At 49.9% G+C, this 16,140-nt stretch carries 12 protein-coding genes; all 12 read right to left on the reverse strand.

Annotated elements, in window-relative coordinates:
• Positions 1-84: 84 nt before the first annotated feature.
• The gene (locus BMZ51_RS15970; protein ID WP_068003868.1) at positions 85-1,329 is read right to left on the reverse strand and encodes a phenylacetate--CoA ligase family protein; all 1,245 of its coding nucleotides are present in this window, start codon (positions 1,327-1,329) and stop codon (positions 85-87) included.
• A gap of 87 nt (positions 1,330-1,416) precedes the next feature.
• Positions 1,417-2,445 carry a ribonuclease T2 family protein gene (locus BMZ51_RS15975; RefSeq protein ID WP_068003866.1) on the reverse strand — a complete coding sequence of 343 codons (1,029 nt, stop codon included), beginning with the start codon at positions 2,443-2,445 and terminating at the stop codon, positions 1,417-1,419.
• A gap of 116 nt (positions 2,446-2,561) precedes the next feature.
• On the reverse strand, positions 2,562-3,425 hold the full coding sequence (locus BMZ51_RS15980) for an ABC transporter ATP-binding protein (RefSeq protein WP_068003864.1): 864 nt from the start codon (positions 3,423-3,425) through the stop codon (positions 2,562-2,564).
• Positions 3,426-3,514: 89 nt separating this feature from the next.
• Positions 3,515-4,828 carry an ABC transporter substrate-binding protein gene (locus BMZ51_RS15985; protein ID WP_068003860.1) on the reverse strand — a complete coding sequence of 438 codons (1,314 nt, stop codon included), beginning with the start codon at positions 4,826-4,828 and terminating at the stop codon, positions 3,515-3,517.
• Positions 4,829-4,901: 73 nt separating this feature from the next.
• Entirely contained in the window at positions 4,902-5,978 is a 1,077-nt protein-coding gene (locus BMZ51_RS15990) for a branched-chain amino acid ABC transporter permease (protein WP_068003855.1), read from the reverse strand.
• 12 nt (positions 5,979-5,990) lie between these two features.
• Positions 5,991-6,974: a branched-chain amino acid ABC transporter permease gene (locus BMZ51_RS15995; protein WP_068003844.1), complete on the reverse strand. Its 984-nt coding sequence runs from the start codon at positions 6,972-6,974 to the stop codon at positions 5,991-5,993.
• A 9-nt stretch (positions 6,975-6,983) separates the two neighbouring features.
• Positions 6,984-7,793, reverse strand: coding sequence for an ABC transporter ATP-binding protein (locus tag BMZ51_RS16000; RefSeq protein WP_420848468.1), 810 nt, complete (start codon positions 7,791-7,793; stop codon positions 6,984-6,986).
• A 5-nt stretch (positions 7,794-7,798) separates the two neighbouring features.
• Entirely contained in the window at positions 7,799-9,781 is a 1,983-nt protein-coding gene (locus tag BMZ51_RS16005; protein ID WP_175485038.1) for an AMP-dependent synthetase/ligase, read from the reverse strand.
• Between the two features lie 448 nt (positions 9,782-10,229).
• Entirely contained in the window at positions 10,230-11,810 is a 1,581-nt protein-coding gene (locus tag BMZ51_RS16010; RefSeq protein WP_068003839.1) for a TRAP transporter large permease, read from the reverse strand.
• 6 nt (positions 11,811-11,816) lie between these two features.
• Entirely contained in the window at positions 11,817-12,350 is a 534-nt protein-coding gene (locus BMZ51_RS16015; RefSeq protein WP_068003836.1) for a TRAP transporter small permease subunit, read from the reverse strand.
• Between the two features lie 128 nt (positions 12,351-12,478).
• A complete protein-coding gene (locus BMZ51_RS16020) occupies positions 12,479-13,567 on the reverse strand; it encodes a TRAP transporter substrate-binding protein (protein ID WP_068003834.1) in 1,089 nt (362 codons plus the stop codon).
• A gap of 693 nt (positions 13,568-14,260) precedes the next feature.
• Positions 14,261-16,117, reverse strand: a complete 1,857-nt coding sequence (locus BMZ51_RS16025) for a HoxN/HupN/NixA family nickel/cobalt transporter (protein WP_068003831.1) — start codon at positions 16,115-16,117, stop codon at positions 14,261-14,263.
• Positions 16,118-16,140: the final 23 nt, after the last annotated feature.

Below are 16,140 nucleotides of genomic sequence, written 5' to 3' on the forward strand. Positions count from 1 at the left end.
TTACCGTGAAACTAACCAGAACAGAAAAATGCCAACCCACAAACGCAGGTTGGCATTTCTACAATCGCTTTGTGTGAAATCAGCCTAAACGCTCAGCTCACGCTCGTCAGAAATCACTTTACCATCGTTCGGCAAGCTATCAGGAGCAACCAACTCCACCTCACCAGAAAGCCCTGTGTGTTCTTTCAAATATGTCTTCAACGCAGCAATGAAGTCATCACTCGCAGCTTCTGTTTCCACTTTGAGGATCATATGATCCTGCTCGCCTTTGCGCACAACGGAAAGACGCGCGCGTCTGACATCATCACCAGCCTGTTTGCGCAGGCGATCGATTTGCGCAGGGTCGACAAACATACCTTTCACCTTGGTGCGTTGGTCTGCACGACCCATCCAGCCTTTCAGGCGCATATTTGTACGCCCACAAGGAGAGGTGCCTGGTAAAACAGCAGATAGATCACCTGTTGCAAAGCGGATCAACGGATATGTTGGAGAGAAAGATGTCACAACCAATTCCCCCACTTCGCCTTCCGCAACCGGTTCTCCGGTACCAGGACGCACAATCTCGATAATGAAATCTTCGTTAGCGATGAGCCCTTCCATGGCTTCACTCTCATAAGCCACAATGCCAAGGTCAGCAGTTGCGTAGCTTTGCAAAACCTTGACGCCGCGCTTAGCGTATTCCTCACGCAGGGAAGGATACAAAGCGCCGCCGGACACAAGCCCACGCGTGATAGAGCTAACGTCCGCACCCAGCTCATCAGCACGGTCCAGGATCACTTTCAAATAATCTGGCGTACCGGCGTAGGCCCTAGGTCGCAGGCTAGAAATGGCAGAAACCTGCAAGTCGGTATTGCCAATTCCTGCGGGAAAGACCACGCAGCCATAGGCCCGTGCCCCCTGATCCAGAATAAAGCCACCCGGCGTCATATGGTAGGACAGTGCGTTGTGAACGATATCCCCTGGACGAATGCCAACCGCATGAAAACTACGCGCTGATTTCCATGGATCTGCTTCCGGTCCCTGAGGTTCCCAGATCGGCCCAGGAGACATGAAGATACGTTTGTAGGTTGAAAAATCACCCGCAGCAAACCCACCCAGCGGAGGTTCTTCAGACTGAGCAGCCATCAGGTCGGCCTTACGCAGTACGGGAAGCTTTGCGAGCGCTTCACGGCTGGTAATCTGGGCAGGGTCAATGCCTGCCAAGTGCTTAGACCAGCCTGACGCTTCCTTTTTCGCCATTGCAATTTGCGCAGGCAAACGAGCCACTAAGTCAGCTTCGCGTTCCCCTGGCGGACGGATCTCCAACTCATCAAAAAATTTAGTACCCATAGAAGCCCCTCCCGCGGGAATATTCTCGACATATCTATCTGAGAGGCCCTGCCGCCCCTCTACTCATTTCTTTAAAAAATTCAACGGTTAGCGAGCAAATCCGACATCATCAACGCGCCCCACATTGCCTTGACAGTTGGAGTTCGTTGGTTGACCTGCCAGAAGCAAATCACTCATAGAACTACCTTCTTCGATCCGACCTTTCAGGTTCAAATAAAGTTCAGTGATCAACCCACCCTTACAACTCACTCCCACACGGTCGCCAGCACCTGCACCAAATGATCTGTCAAAAGCAGCCCGGACCTGCGAAACTGTCAATTCATTGCCAATGTGCGCCGCAAACAAATCTTGCACTGCAGAAGTGTTAAGTTGGTTCATGAGATCGAGAGATTCCCGATAGTATTCCTCTGGTTTATCGCTGTAACACGTGCCATGCTTCACCCATTCATATCGATCCAGGAATGACTGAGTACCCGGCATAACCTTATTCAGCTCCTCACGTGTCTCATTATCTAGAGCCAAACCAGGCAACTGTCCGCGTGTTGAACGGCGCTCTGCAAGTTCTTTCTCCTTGGGAGACACCCCACACCAAAAATTTCCGCGCGGCTGCGGCCAAAGACCATGAAGCGCAAAGTTTTTGGCATCAAACCGATCAGCCCCCTGCGTGACACATTCATCCACATCGCGGTGACTCTGGCAAAATGCTGGTTGCCAGCTCGCTGCAAGCACAAAGTCGGCATCTCTTGATGGCCCCTCAAAAGCAGGGCGAACCACCTTGGTTTTGGGTGGCTGTTGGCCTCCCGCAACTTGACCGCTCTCAGCGTCGGTCAGATGACGACCACAAGTAACCTCAACCCATCGTTCGCTTGGCACAACGCCGTTCATACGAATAAAATAATGACTCGCATTTGCCTTGTTTTTCCCAAGCAGCTCATAAGCGCGCATTCGCTCAACGTGAACATTTCCTGGGTTTGTTTGCTTATTAAACGACTGAAAGGCTGGACAGGCTTCTTCAGCAAGAAAATAGCCCTCCAGCTGAACTTGTGAAGACGCTGGCAAAACAGAGGCCACGCCCCACAGCGCGGCCCCTACAATAACTTTAGAAAGTATATGCATTTGGTCCTCCAAAACCTTCTTTGCAGCAATAAGCAGCGTACAGATTATTTAAAACCAGATACATTTACTTCCTGTGACAGTTAACCCCTATGTTTTGAGGGGAAGTCGGTTTTCGCTTAGGCCAGCCAGCGTTTTCGGCGCTTGTAGTGTTTCCCATCGCGGAACGATTTACGGCCTTCACCGCCAACACCAAGGTAGAATTCCTTCACATCTTCGTTCTCACGTAAAGATGCAGCATCTCCGTCGAGCACAATACGCCCGGCTTCCATGATGTAACCATAAGTCGCGTATTTCAAAGCAACGTTGGTATTTTGCTCAGCGAGCAAGAACGACACGCCTTCATTCTTGTTCAGCTTTTTAACAATCTCAAAGATCTCTTCAACGAGCTGGGGCGCAAGACCCATGGAGGGTTCATCCAGCAAGATCATTTTTGGGCGGCTCATCAACGCACGTCCAACAGCACACATCTGCTGCTCACCACCGGAGGTATAACCAGCCTGAGACCCGCGACGTTCACGCAAACGTGGAAAGTAGTCGTATACCATTTCCAAATCCCGCTTGACCGCAGCGGACCCATCTTTGCGTGTGTAAGCACCGGTCATTAGGTTATCTTCAATAGAAAGGTGACCGAAACAGTGACGCCCTTCCATCACCTGAATACATCCGCGACGGACAAGATCGTTCGGAGAAAGAGCCTGAACCTCTTTGCCCTGAAAAATAATATTTCCCTTGGTCACTTCCCCGCGTTCTGCCTGCAGCAGATTGGAGATCGCCTTCAAGGTTGTTGTTTTGCCAGCACCATTTGCCCCAAGCAGGGCAACAATCCCGCCTTTGGGAACATTCAAAGACACACCTTTGAGAACCAGAACCACGTGGTCATAGATGACTTCGATATTGTTGATGGACAAAATATCTTCAGCAACCTGCAAGTTAACAGCAGGCACCTGGGAATTTGTTGTTGGTTCAGCAATTGTGCTCATGAGATCAGCCTTAGCCTGCGAACATTCCGTTTAAATGGAGAAATTAGAGTGGACCGGGCACCAACGCGCCCGGCCACATCAAACAAAGCTTAGTTACAAGCAAGGTCGCCACGACCAGGCCATGGAGCGTTGTTTTGTGCGTATTCAGCCGACTTTTCTTCTTCCAGTGGCTTGATAAGCTCACGGCTTGGAACCAGCAGATCGCTTGCTTTCACAAACTCTTCGCCATTCCACTCCAGCATCCATGCACCTGAGTGCCCGGTGTGATCATCGCATGATGTCTTCAATGGTGGTGTCATACCAGCCATACCAAGCTCTTCGAGACGAGCATCGGTAATATTCAGGTTCTCAAGTCCCCAACGCAGCTGTTCAGCACTAATGCCCTTCTCACCAAAGTTATCCTGCGCAGTTTTTGCAGCTTCGGCCAGGATCATCGAAATGACGATTCCGCGCTGGTAGAAGATGGTGTCCATGTCATTTTCAGATTTGATATGCGAGTCACCTTTAGAAAAAACATGCTCGCGGATATCGTCAAGAACAGGGAAGTTGCCTGGGGCATTGAAGCTGATTGACTTGTAGCCCTTTGCTTTTGCGCCAACATTTTGCAGGTCAGCATCAGAACCAGACCACCAGATACCAACGAACTGATCCATTGGGTAGCGTGTCTTAACTGCTTCGGTGATAGCTCCGGCGTTCATTGCACCCCAGCCCCACATCACGACGTTATCAGGACGCTCGCGACGAATTTGAAGCCACTGTGAAGACTGGTTCTGCATTTCTTTCAAACCAACTGGGATTGTAAGAAGTTCAAAACCATGCAGTTCAGAGAGCTTTTCAAGAAGTGGAATTGGCTCTTTACCAAATGGGTGATCAAGATGCAGCAACGCAATTTTCTTACCCTTCAGCGTTGACATGTCACCACCACCAATGTGGTCCAGGATCATGTAAGCGCCGTCCCAGTAAGATACTGGCGGGTTATACGCCCAAGCAAATGTATTGCCGTCAGACATGGGCGATGAGCCGTAGCCTGGAGCAAGAATAGGGATACGGTCAACGTTTGTACGCGGCAAAACCTGCAATGTGATGCCGGTAGACCATGGCTGAGTTACAAGAGCGTCTCCCTTCGTCTTCTCATAACACTCAACACCCTTGTTGGTGTTGTAGCCAGTTTCACACTCAATGTAATTGACTGGCATACCACCGATACCGCCATCTCGTGCATTCAGCATAAGCATGTAGTCGCGCTGACCGTTCATGATTGGCGTCCCAGTGCCAGCGAACGGACCAGTACGGTAGGTCAGGTTAGGAAAGTTCAGGCTGTCAGAAGCCATCGCAGCTGTGCTCATAGCAACGGCAAGAGCACCAGCGGCAACCGCCCTACTGAAATTCGTAAATTGCTTCATATTTTCCTCCACTTTTGCGGCAAGTGCCGCGGGCCATTTCCACTATTCCCCAGCTGCTAAACGCAGCTCTTTATTAGTGAGGGAATGGCCAAATGATGAGCTTTTCACGAATTAGCGCCCAGAACCGCGCAAGACCGTGAGGCTCGACAATCAAGAAAAGAATGATGAGTGAACCGACAACCATAACGTTGACGTGTTCCATGGTGGCCGAACCAATATTTAATCCCAGCATCCCAGGCAGCAGGTTCAAAACAACCGGCAACGCAACAATTAAGATCGCACCCAGGAAGTTACCCATGACACTACCAAGACCACCAATGATCGCGATAAATACAATCTGGAAACTCATCGGAATGTCAAAGAGGTTTGGCTCAGCAGCCCCCTTCCAAAAGAACACCATCAACGCACCTGCAATACCCACGATATATGAGCTCACAGCAAATGCGCTCAACTTCGCACGCATCAGGTTGATGCCAACTAGCTCCGCTGCAATGTCCATGTCTCGAACAGCCTTCCACGTACGGCCATAGCGACCGCGTGTCAGATTGATCATGGCAAACGTCACGACAGAGACAATGCCGAGAACGAAGTAATATTGAACGACAGGAGATGCATTTGGCCCGGTTACAACAAGGCCAAAGATGTCCATGGTACGCACTTCAATCGCACCTGAGGCATTGTAATTGTAAAGCCAAGCCCACTTCTCAAAAAGCCATACCAGGAAGAATTGCGAGGCAAGTGTCGCAATCGCAAGGTAAAAGCCTTTAATCCGCAGCGATGGCAAGCCAAACGCCACACCAACAGCAGCTGAAAAGAAACCAGACAGGAATAGCGCAACAACGACGTTCATCTCAGGGAAAATCGATGTAATCTTATAGCAAGCGTAAGCACCAACACCCATGAAGCCAGCAGTACCCAGCGAAAGCTGGCCAGCAAAACCGGTAAGAATGTTGAGGCCTAGAGAAGCCAAAGAGTAGATCAGCACCGGCACCAGCAGGGCTTTAAAGGTGAATTCAGATGCGAACATCGGAAACACCACATACATAGCTGCAAGGATCACGGCCAGCAGGATCATATCCTGCTTAATCGGGAACAGCGCCTGATCGCTTTCATAGGTCGTTTTAAATTGACCAGAGGTTCTGTAAAACACGGCAGGCCTCCCTTATACGCGCTCGATGATTTTCTCACCGAACAGTCCTTGCGGACGGAACAGCAGAACAATCAGAGCAAAGATGAAGGCGAACCAGGTTTCAGTGTTTCCACCGAACAAAGGTTGACCCCAATAAATTTCGAAGAGTTTCTCCAAGAGCCCAATCGCGATGCCACCAATAATCGCACCTGATACTGACTCCAGACCGCCAAGCATAAGAACTGGCAGGGCTTTGTAAGCGATCACTTCCAAAGCGAAGGAGACCCCGGCACGAGCCCCCCAGACAATCCCGGTCGCAAGAGCAATCACACCGGCGATAAACCAGACCAGAACCCAAATTGTGCTGAGAGAAATACCGACTGAAAGCGCCGCCTGGTGATCATCACCCAGCGCACGGATTGCGCGGCCCATGGCAGACTTGTTTAAGAACACCAGCAAGCTGACAACAAGTACGATCGCCATCACGACTGCGAAGACATCTTTTTCTTCAAGCAGCAGGAAGCCGCCAAATGGTTCAAATTCAATCGCGCCGGTTGGAATACCAAGTGCCTCGGTGATCATCACCTTGTTCTCGCCACCAAACACAAACTCACCAAACCCGATGAGGAACATTGTGATACCGATAGTCGCCATGAACAAGATGATGTCTGGCTGGCCAACAAGCGGACGCAGAACAACACGCTCCACACTCATAGCAAGGGCGTACATAATGCCAAGTGTCAGCGGCATTGCGATTGCAGCAGCCACAAACTCATTTCCAACAACAGGCATCAGGAAGCCATGTAAGCCCACGAGTGACAAAGCGGCGAACACCACCATAATACCCTGAGCGAAGTTGAAGATGCGCGAAGACTTAAAGATCAACACAAATCCAAGCGCGATCAAAGCATACAGGACACCGGAGACAAGGCCTTCCCACAATACCTGCATAAAAAAGTCAGGCATTTGGCCCATCTGAACGAATGGATCGATAAATACTGAATAAAGCGTTTCCATGGATCGCCCCTAATGCGAGAGGCCCAAATAGGCATCTATAACTTCTTGATTGCTTTGCACTTCTTCAGGCACGCCATCAGCGATTTTGCGCCCGTAATCCAAAACAACAACGCGGTCGGACAGGTCCATCACAACACCCATGTCGTGCTCAATGAGCGCGATAGTGGTGCCGAGCTGATCATTCACATCAAGAATGAAGCGGCTCATGTCCTCTTTTTCTTCCAGGTTCATCCCCGCCATCGGCTCATCAAGCAGCAGCAGTTCTGGTTCCATCGCAAGCGCACGCGCCAGCTCTACACGCTTTTGCAAACCGTAAGGCAAGGTGCCCACCGGTGTGCGGCGAATGTGCTGGATCTCAAGAAAGTCGATAATTTCCTCAACCTTCTTGCGGTGCTCGATTTCTTCCTGACGAGCAGGCCCCCAGTAAAGCATCTGCCAAAACATGCTCTGCTTCATGCGGGTCGCACGGCCTGCCATAATGTTGTCGAGCGTAGACATGCCCTTAAACAACGCAACATTCTGGAATGTCCGCGCAATTCCCTGGTCCACTGCAAGATGTGGCTTCATGGATTTACGCTTCTTGCCATTAAAGGTGATCACACCTTCCTGCGGCTGGTAGAACCCGTTGATCACGTTGAGCATGGATGTTTTACCAGCTCCGTTGGGACCAATAATCGCGCGAATTTCACCTTTTTTGACGTTAAAGGAGATATTCGTGATTGCCTTAACACCACCAAAAGAGAGAGAAACGTTCTCAAGATCCAACAGAACCTCGCGCTCCTCGGCCTTCTTTTTGGCCTCTTCGAGCGTTTGCTCCATCACAGTCATTCTGCCGCCTCCCCAATCGCGGACATTGATTTGGTCGAATACGTGTCCATGTCCCGGATCTCGACAGTGGCCTCAATCGTTCCCTGACGACCATCTTCAAAGGTCACTTCAGTCACAACATGCTTCGAAGTCTCACCTGTATAAAAAGCCTCAATCAAAGGTGCATAACGATCAGCAACAAAGTTACGACGGACTTTTTGAGTACGCGTAAGCTCGCCATCATCCGGGTCTAGCTCTTTGTGTAGGACAAGGAAGCGCTTGATCTGCGCACCAGCCATCATTGGTTCTGCTGCAAGGTCTTTGTTGACCTGATCAACGTGGCTCTGAATCGTCTTGTACACCTCAGGATGTGCTGCCAGCTCCTGGTAGGAAGCATACGCAATGTTGTTGCGCTCCGCCCAGTTGCCCACCGCAATCAAGTCGATATTTACAAAGGCACACGCATAGTCCTTCTCGTTCCCAAAGGTCACAGCCTCTTTAATGTTCGGGAAGAACTTCAGCTTGTTTTCAATGTATTTCGGCGCAAACATGGAACCATCATTGAGCTTGCCCACATCCTTCGCACGATCAATGATCTTTAGGTGACCATTTTCCAGGAACATCCCGGCATCACCTGTATGCACCCAACCATCTTCGGTTTTGGTGTCTTTCGTGGCTTCATCGTTCTTATAGTACCCAAGGAAGGCACCTGGTGAACGATACATAACTTCGCCACTCTCAGCGATTTTCACCTCAACATCTTCCATAGGAAGGCCAACAGTATCAGCATGGATCTGCCCGTCCGGTTGCGAAGTAATGAACACAGAGGATTCAGTTTGCCCATAAAGCTGCTTCAGGTTCAGGCCAATTGAGCGATAGAACTTGAAGATCTCCGGCCCAATCGCCTCGCCAGCGGTATAAGCCACGCGCACACGAGAAAAACCCATCTCGTTCTTAAGCGGCCCATAAACGCAGAACTCGCCAACTGCATATTTCACTCGCTCGAACAAAGAGACTTTCTCCCCGTTCAAGATGCGCTCGCCAACCTGGTTCGCGTAACCTAGGAAATAATCAAACAGCACTTTCTTCATCTTGCCCGCATCTTCCATGCGAACCATGATGTGCGTCAGCATTCCCTCAAACACGCGAGGCGGCGCAAACATGTAAGTCGGTGCGATCTCTTTACGATCGATAGAGACAGTTTCCGGTCCCTCAGGACAGTTCACGCAGTAGCCTGCTGTAAAACACTGCGCATATGAGAAGACATGATCACCAACCCAGGCCATCGGCAGATAAGCGACCGTGTCCGCGTTCTCATCCAGCTTATCGAATTTGTTCGCATTTTGAACGGAGACAAGAAGGTTGTTAAACGTCAGCATCACGCCTTTAGGACGGCCTGTGGTGCCTGATGTGTAAAGGATCACTGCGACGTCTTCGCGTTTGCCCTTCTTAAGGCCTTCAATCCACTCACCATCCAGCTTCTCATCATTATCAAGCAAAGCCTGACCGGCTTCTTGAACGCTTAGATAGCTATGGAGGTAAGTTGGATCATAATCCCGAAGCCCTTTCGCCTCTTCATAAATGATGTGCTCAAGGTTCGGCAGCTTTTCTGACATGTCAAGCAGCTTATCGACTTGCTCTTGGTCCTCAACAACTGCAAAGCGCACATCTGCATGACCGAGCACATACGCAATTTCTTCTGCAACGGAATCCGCATAAACCGGAACCGGTACACCGCCTAAAGCCTGCACTGCGGCAAACACCCAATAAAGGTGCGGGCGGTTTGCACCAACCACCGCAACTTTATCACCTTCTTTACAACCCAAGCTTTTCAACCCAAGTGAAAGTTTGCGCACTTCCTCAAAGACCTGAAGCCAGGTCCAGCTCTGCCAGATCCCAAGATCTTTTTCACGATACGCGGGTCGTTCCCCCCAATCCCGCGCATTCCGAATAAGCAACTGCGGAAATGTATCCATACCCACTGACGGAGGCACCTGCATCTTTGAATCACCTCTCACCAAAGGCCATCAAGTGCCTTTGGTCTGCATGTTTACTCTGAGGAAATACGAAAGACTAAGATCCCCGCCCCGCAAGTGCTTAACCTACGAGTTCCTCCCTAAACAAAGTTCTAGCAAGATACTGGAGCTTTTTTAATTGGTTTTATTCGAGAGGAAGCACAACTAAACGGCATTGTGCAGTGCAATAATGTGATATTTCAACGAGTTACATTTAAAATTGTCTATACTAAGGTATACATGAACTATATTTAGCACGCATAAGCGAAATACACGAGTTAAACCAAGTCGCAATACTTTAGATCTAGTTCCCATTCCCTTTTATAGATCATTGGACTAAGGCAAAAAAGAATCACTACTTTTGACTATTAGCACTGCAATAAAAAAGGGCGCGAATACTCGCGCCCCTTACAAATACTAATCTATTAATACTTTAGCCATAGATCACTTTTGGCAACCAGGTAGCAAGATCCGGAAGGTACCAAAGGATCACCAGCATCAGCACCTGAATGAGCACAAACGGAATGATGCCCAGGTAGATGTCTGAGGTCTTCACAGTCGGCGGAGCCACACCGCGCAGGTAGAACAGCGCAAAGCCGAACGGAGGTGTCAGGAACGAAGTCTGCAAGTTGACCGCCATCATAACACCAAGCCAAGCAGGACTCATCGGCTCACCGTTTGGCATCTCCAATTGAAGCAGGATTGGCGCAACAAGAGGAACCACCACAAACACGATCTCTAAGAAGTCCAGGAAGAAGCCAAGAACGAACATGACGAGCATCACTGCGATCACAGCACCCATGGCACCGCCCGGCATACCGGTCAAAGCATCCCGAACAAGCTCTTCACCACCCAGATCACGGAAGATCAGCGAGAAGAATGTTGCACCGATCAGGATCACAAACACCATACACGTGATCTGTGTCGTGGATCGCATCACAGGCACCAGTACGTCTTTTGCAAACACCCGGTACAACGAAACCAATAAACCGTAGGCCAGCACCGCGCAGGAAATTCCAGCAGCCCAGATGCCAATCATGTCACCAGTCGGGATCACACTACGTGCAACCCGCAAATCCATTAGGCTTGTCAAACTAAGCATAACGACAAGTGAGAGCACCGCGAGGTACACAGGCCAAGGCTTCTGCTCATTCATGCGGTAACCCGCCAGCAACAACGCACCTACAGCGCCAACCGCAGCAGCTTCCGTTGGAGTGGCAATACCAAACAGGATTGAGCCAAGCACTGCAATGATAAGCGCAATCGGCGGAACCAGAGCGTGCAGGATTTGGCTCATTGTTGGACCAGCAGACCCGTTATCGCGCATCGGCGGCGCTTTATGCGGCTGTGTAAACGCAACAAACAGCTGGTACACAATGTATAGCCCGACAAGAGCAAGGCCAGGAATCAGCGCACCTGCGAACAAATCACCAACGGAAAATGGCTCTGGCGCAAAGTTACCCATTTCACGTTGTGCGATCTGGTAACCATTCGACAGCTGATCAGCGAGAAAGACGAGGACGATCGAAGGTGGAATGATTTGACCAAGCGTGCCCGACGCAGCAATAGAACCACAGGCAAGGCGCGGGCTGTACCCATTGCGCAACATAGTGGGCAAAGACAGTAGGCCCATCGTAACCACTGTCGCGCCAACGATACCGGTAGAGGCAGCCAGCAGAGCGCCCACGATGGTAACAGACAGGCCAAGACCACCCGGCATCTTGCCGAACAACCGGCCCATCGTTTCCAGAAGCTCTTCAGCGACCCTCGAACGTTCCAGCATAACTCCCATAAAGATGAAGAGAGGAACAGCGATCAGGGTTTCGTTGGACATGGTGCCGAAAATTCGGCTTGGAATTGCCCCCAGAGTTACACTTCCACCAACAAACGTCGCGATCAACGCAAAGATAAGAGCGACACCCGCAAGGGTAAATGCAACGGGAAAGCCTGCGATCAAACAAATACAGGCGACCGCAAACATCAAAATATCAAGAGTATGAAGAATACCATCCATCTCCGTTTACTCCTGAATCTGCTTGAAAGAGTCGAGAGAGTCCTTGTCGCCACCAAGAGCAAGAACACTTCGAATAATTATGGCTATGCCTTGAAGTCCAACAAGAACGGCAAACCCGATAATCGCACTCTTTAAGAGGTAGCGACCCTGAATACCCGAAGCTTCTTGAGAGCCTTCCCAAATTGACCAAGAACTCGCAACATACCCCCAGGACCAGTAAATAATTACGGCACACATTGGAAGAAGGAAGAAGACTGAACCAACCAGGTCAACCATAGCTTTGATACGTGGGCGTGCATCGCGGTAGAAAATATCTACGCGCACGTGCCCGTCAACGCTCAGCGTGTAGGCAGCAGCCAACATAAATAGGAAGCCGTGCATATAAGTGATGGATTCTTGCATCCAGATGGAGCCGATGCCGAAAACATATCTCATCACTACGACTGTAAACTGGACAAGTACGATGCCCAAAGACAGCCAAGCGCAGCTCTTACCGATGCCGCTATTGACTGAGGTAATCAGGTTCATTAGGGCGCGCATGCCCGCCTCTTCGTCTCGGTCTAAACCAAGCCTCTGGATTATTATTGGGCCCCAAAGGCCTGAATAGAAATTTTGAAAGAAAAGCTCCCCGCAAGGTATGCGGAGAGCTCGTGCAGCAGTAAGAAAAATTAGCCCAAAATACGATCGCGAGCCGTCAGGTAGTTACGTTCAGCAAGGTTGGACCATGCAGACGTTTCCTTACGAGACTTGATGTAGCTTTCGTAGATGCGCTTGGACAGATCGTCAGTCTCAGCCACTTCAGCAACAACCTCTTCAGCCTTACGGCCGATTGCGTCAAAGACTTCGTCGGAGAAATCACGAACCTGAACGTTGTGCTTGGTCAGCAGAGTTTCCAAAGCAGCACCGTTGTTATGGTTGTATTCAGCGAACATGTAGTTGTTCTCAGCCATACAAGCAGAACTGATCAGCTCCTGCTGGCCAGGTGTGAAGCTTTCCCAAACACCTTTGTTCATGCCGAATGACAATCCTGCACCTGGCTCATGGAAACCTTTAGTGTAGTAGTATTTAGCAACTTTGTAGAAGCCAAATGCCATATCGTTCCAAGCACCAACCCACTCGGTTGCATCAATCGCACCCGACTGCAATGCAGGGAAGATTTCAGATCCTGGGAGCGCAACAGCAGATGCACCCAAACGACGCAGAACTTCGCCGCCCAGACCTGGCATACGCATTTTCAGACCTTTAAGGTCTTCAAGCGAGTTGATCTCTTTGTTAAACCAGCCACCGGCCTGAAGGCCTGTGTTACCAGCCAGGAAGGACTTCACGTTGAACTGACCTGCCAGTTCGTCCCACAACTGTTGACCGCCACCAAAGTGCATCCAAGCTTCCAGCTCAGCAGCTGTCATGCCCATTGGCACAGCAGTGAAGAAACCAAATGCCTTGTGCTTACCAAGCCAGTAGTAATCTGCGGCATGATACATGTCAGCAGTGCCGTTCGAAACAGCATCAAAGCTTTCGAATGCAGGAACAAGTTCACCGGCAGCAAATAGCTTAACGGTCAACTGGCCTTCACTTGCAGCAGTGATCCGATCAGCAATACGCTGAGCGCCGGTACCAAGACCAGGAAAGTTTTTTGGCCAGGTGGTGACCATTTTCAATTCGCGCTTACCAGATGCAAGTGCTGGAGCTGCAAGAGTAGCTGCGCCTGCGGTTGCGCCTGCCAAACCTGCACTTTTCAGAAAACTACGGCGATCCATAAAAACTCCTCCCAAGAGCTTCTTCTGTCAAATCTCTTAATGCCTCTGCAGGAATGTACCTCATTTTCTAAGGGCTCTGCAGCAACATCTCTAACTTCTTATAACCCTAAAACTACGTGAAAATACACGGAAATCTGCACCATATTGGACAAAATAGCTATAGCTCGGCCAACTCAGCATACCTCTTTTAGGTGTCCTCAACCTGGAATCTACGCTACGTAACAACCGAAATTATTTTATAAATTTCCGCACTTTAAGGCTAGCAATCAACCTTTCGCAGCCCGATTAATAGGCTTTTATTTCAATGTTAATAAGTCAACACTCTTAACCTAATTTACGCTGGCGTATCCCTATGAGTTTTAGGGGGGGTAAAACGCTAGATATTCTATAAACGCCTTACCATACAAACGTTTGCGGCAATTTCATCTCTAGAGTTCGCATATTTAGCACCGGCCAGCAAAAGCACTATCTCACGCCTTGTTGCTTAGAAGCAGGTACAAGTCATGGTTGGGCAATTAAGCAATGGCGGAGCAAGGTTGAAGAAGGCGGGTTTCTGGTCACCAAGAACGCCTGCAACTCTACATATCCTCGTGGATTAACGATAACGCTATTTTTTTCCAAATTCCGCCCCAACCCTGCGCAAAGGCAGAATTTCGAGGCAATTCCCGCTCGATTCTCCCAAACGCAGCCGCTTTAAAACAAACCTGTCGTGGCGCCACCGTTCAGACCAGCAATCAACATTAAAGTTCCCATCAACAGCACTGCGAGCGCTCCAACCACCTCAAAGCCGCGCAAAATGACTGTGTTGGCTTGGCTGTCTGCCCCCCAAACGCGCAAAGCAACATCGCGTGAAAGTACCGCCAGACTTGCAAGAGCGGAAACCGTAATACCTGTTCCAAGCGCCATTACGAGCGTAGATGCAACACCTGCCCAAACCATTCCCTGAGAGAACGCAAAGGCAAGGACGATTAAAGCGCCAGTGCAGGGCCGCAGGCCAACAGCCAGAATAATTGACCAGATGCTCGTGAAGCTTAAAACGCTATTCTGGATCATCTGAGGGTCCGGGGCATGAGCATGCCCGCAACTGGAACACACGTCACCATGCCCGACATGCTCATGATCGTGAGCATCGTGCTGATGCGGGTGTACGTGGTTGGAAGCACCTCGTTTTGCCAACCATGGCTTTATTACGCGCAGCCAAACAAGGTAGAGCCCAAGTAAGAACACCAACACACATGAGACCAGCTCAAACGAACGCGCCGTGCTCGTAATGGCCGAGCTTGTGAGGTGCAACAAAACGCCCGCCCCTCCTATCAGCACAATCGCTGTAATAGCCTGCGCAAAGGACGAGGCGAATGAAAGCGCAATGCCTTTCTTCAGGGTCTGCTCATCCGCAATCACATAGGATGAAATCACTGCTTTTCCGTGGCCAGGGCCGGCTGCATGAAAAACACCGTACGCGAAGCTGATCAGCATAAGCAGCCAACCTGCCGATGGGTTGCTGCGAAAATTCCTTAGTGTATTCGTGAGTTTAAGATAAAACTCGTTCTGCAATCGCGTGATACTCGCAATACCTTGCTCAATGAAATTCATATCTGGCGCACGAAGGCTCGCATCAGGAGCTCGCTCATGTTCTTGAACGTTAGACAGTGATATCGGATCACCACCTTTCGCCAGTGCTGCCACTGCTTCCTCAGCACTCTGGGATACACCATTTGCCGGTTCCTGGAGGACTTCGGAGATAAACTTGGTATTCCCGTTGGAGGCTGGTGCAGGCGCCATACCGTCACAGGTTACAACCACCTGATTGACCAGTGCGGATGTGTAACGCTTCAAATCATCTGGAACATTTCGCTGATCGGCACCTATCGTTGCCAACTGAGCTGCGATTTCCCCGTTAAGTTCTGGAGGGTGTATGACCTGAACAGAACATTCGCCTGGTGCATTATTTAAAGTAATTGTGCCCCCATCCTTACCCCATTTAAAGTCGATGTAGTAAGTTGGGTCGTAGACATCAATTGTAAGTGACTGGTCAGCTTTCACCTTCTCTTTCAACGGAAGCATAAAGCTAAGCTCCACCAAAGAGACTGGCCCCATATCCGGCTTATTCCCCCCAGCAGCAACATCTTCAGCGATTGCCTGACGGTCCTCATCGCTAATGAGCCAGTAATCATCAAAGGCCACTTGAATTAACTGCATAGATGGTTCAAATGGCTCAGAAAAATCTAACTCCGTTTGGCTATCATCCCCAAAGGTGAAGTAACCATACTCTTCCAGACCTAGAACATTGGCTTTTGCCAGCTCAGTCAGCTCACTTTTCTCGACAAGGCCATTCTTATTGGCATCCAACCCTTGAACCGCATAGGCCGTGAAAAGGTCATCAAACAGCCAGCGGTGCTGAATGTGTGTCAAATACCCATCATCATCAAAAATCAGCTCAGCACGAGCCTGCACAAACATATGCGGGTGCGCTGTAACCGATTGAGAGGGAAACAGAAAAGCCAACAATGCAACGATGACAGTCAAAAACCGTGGAAGTCGATGAAACATGGTACCTAAACGATATGTGAGAG

Origin of the sequence: Pseudovibrio axinellae (assembly GCF_900110875.1) — a bacterium.
GTDB classification, from domain to species: domain Bacteria; phylum Pseudomonadota; class Alphaproteobacteria; order Rhizobiales; family Stappiaceae; genus Pseudovibrio; species Pseudovibrio axinellae.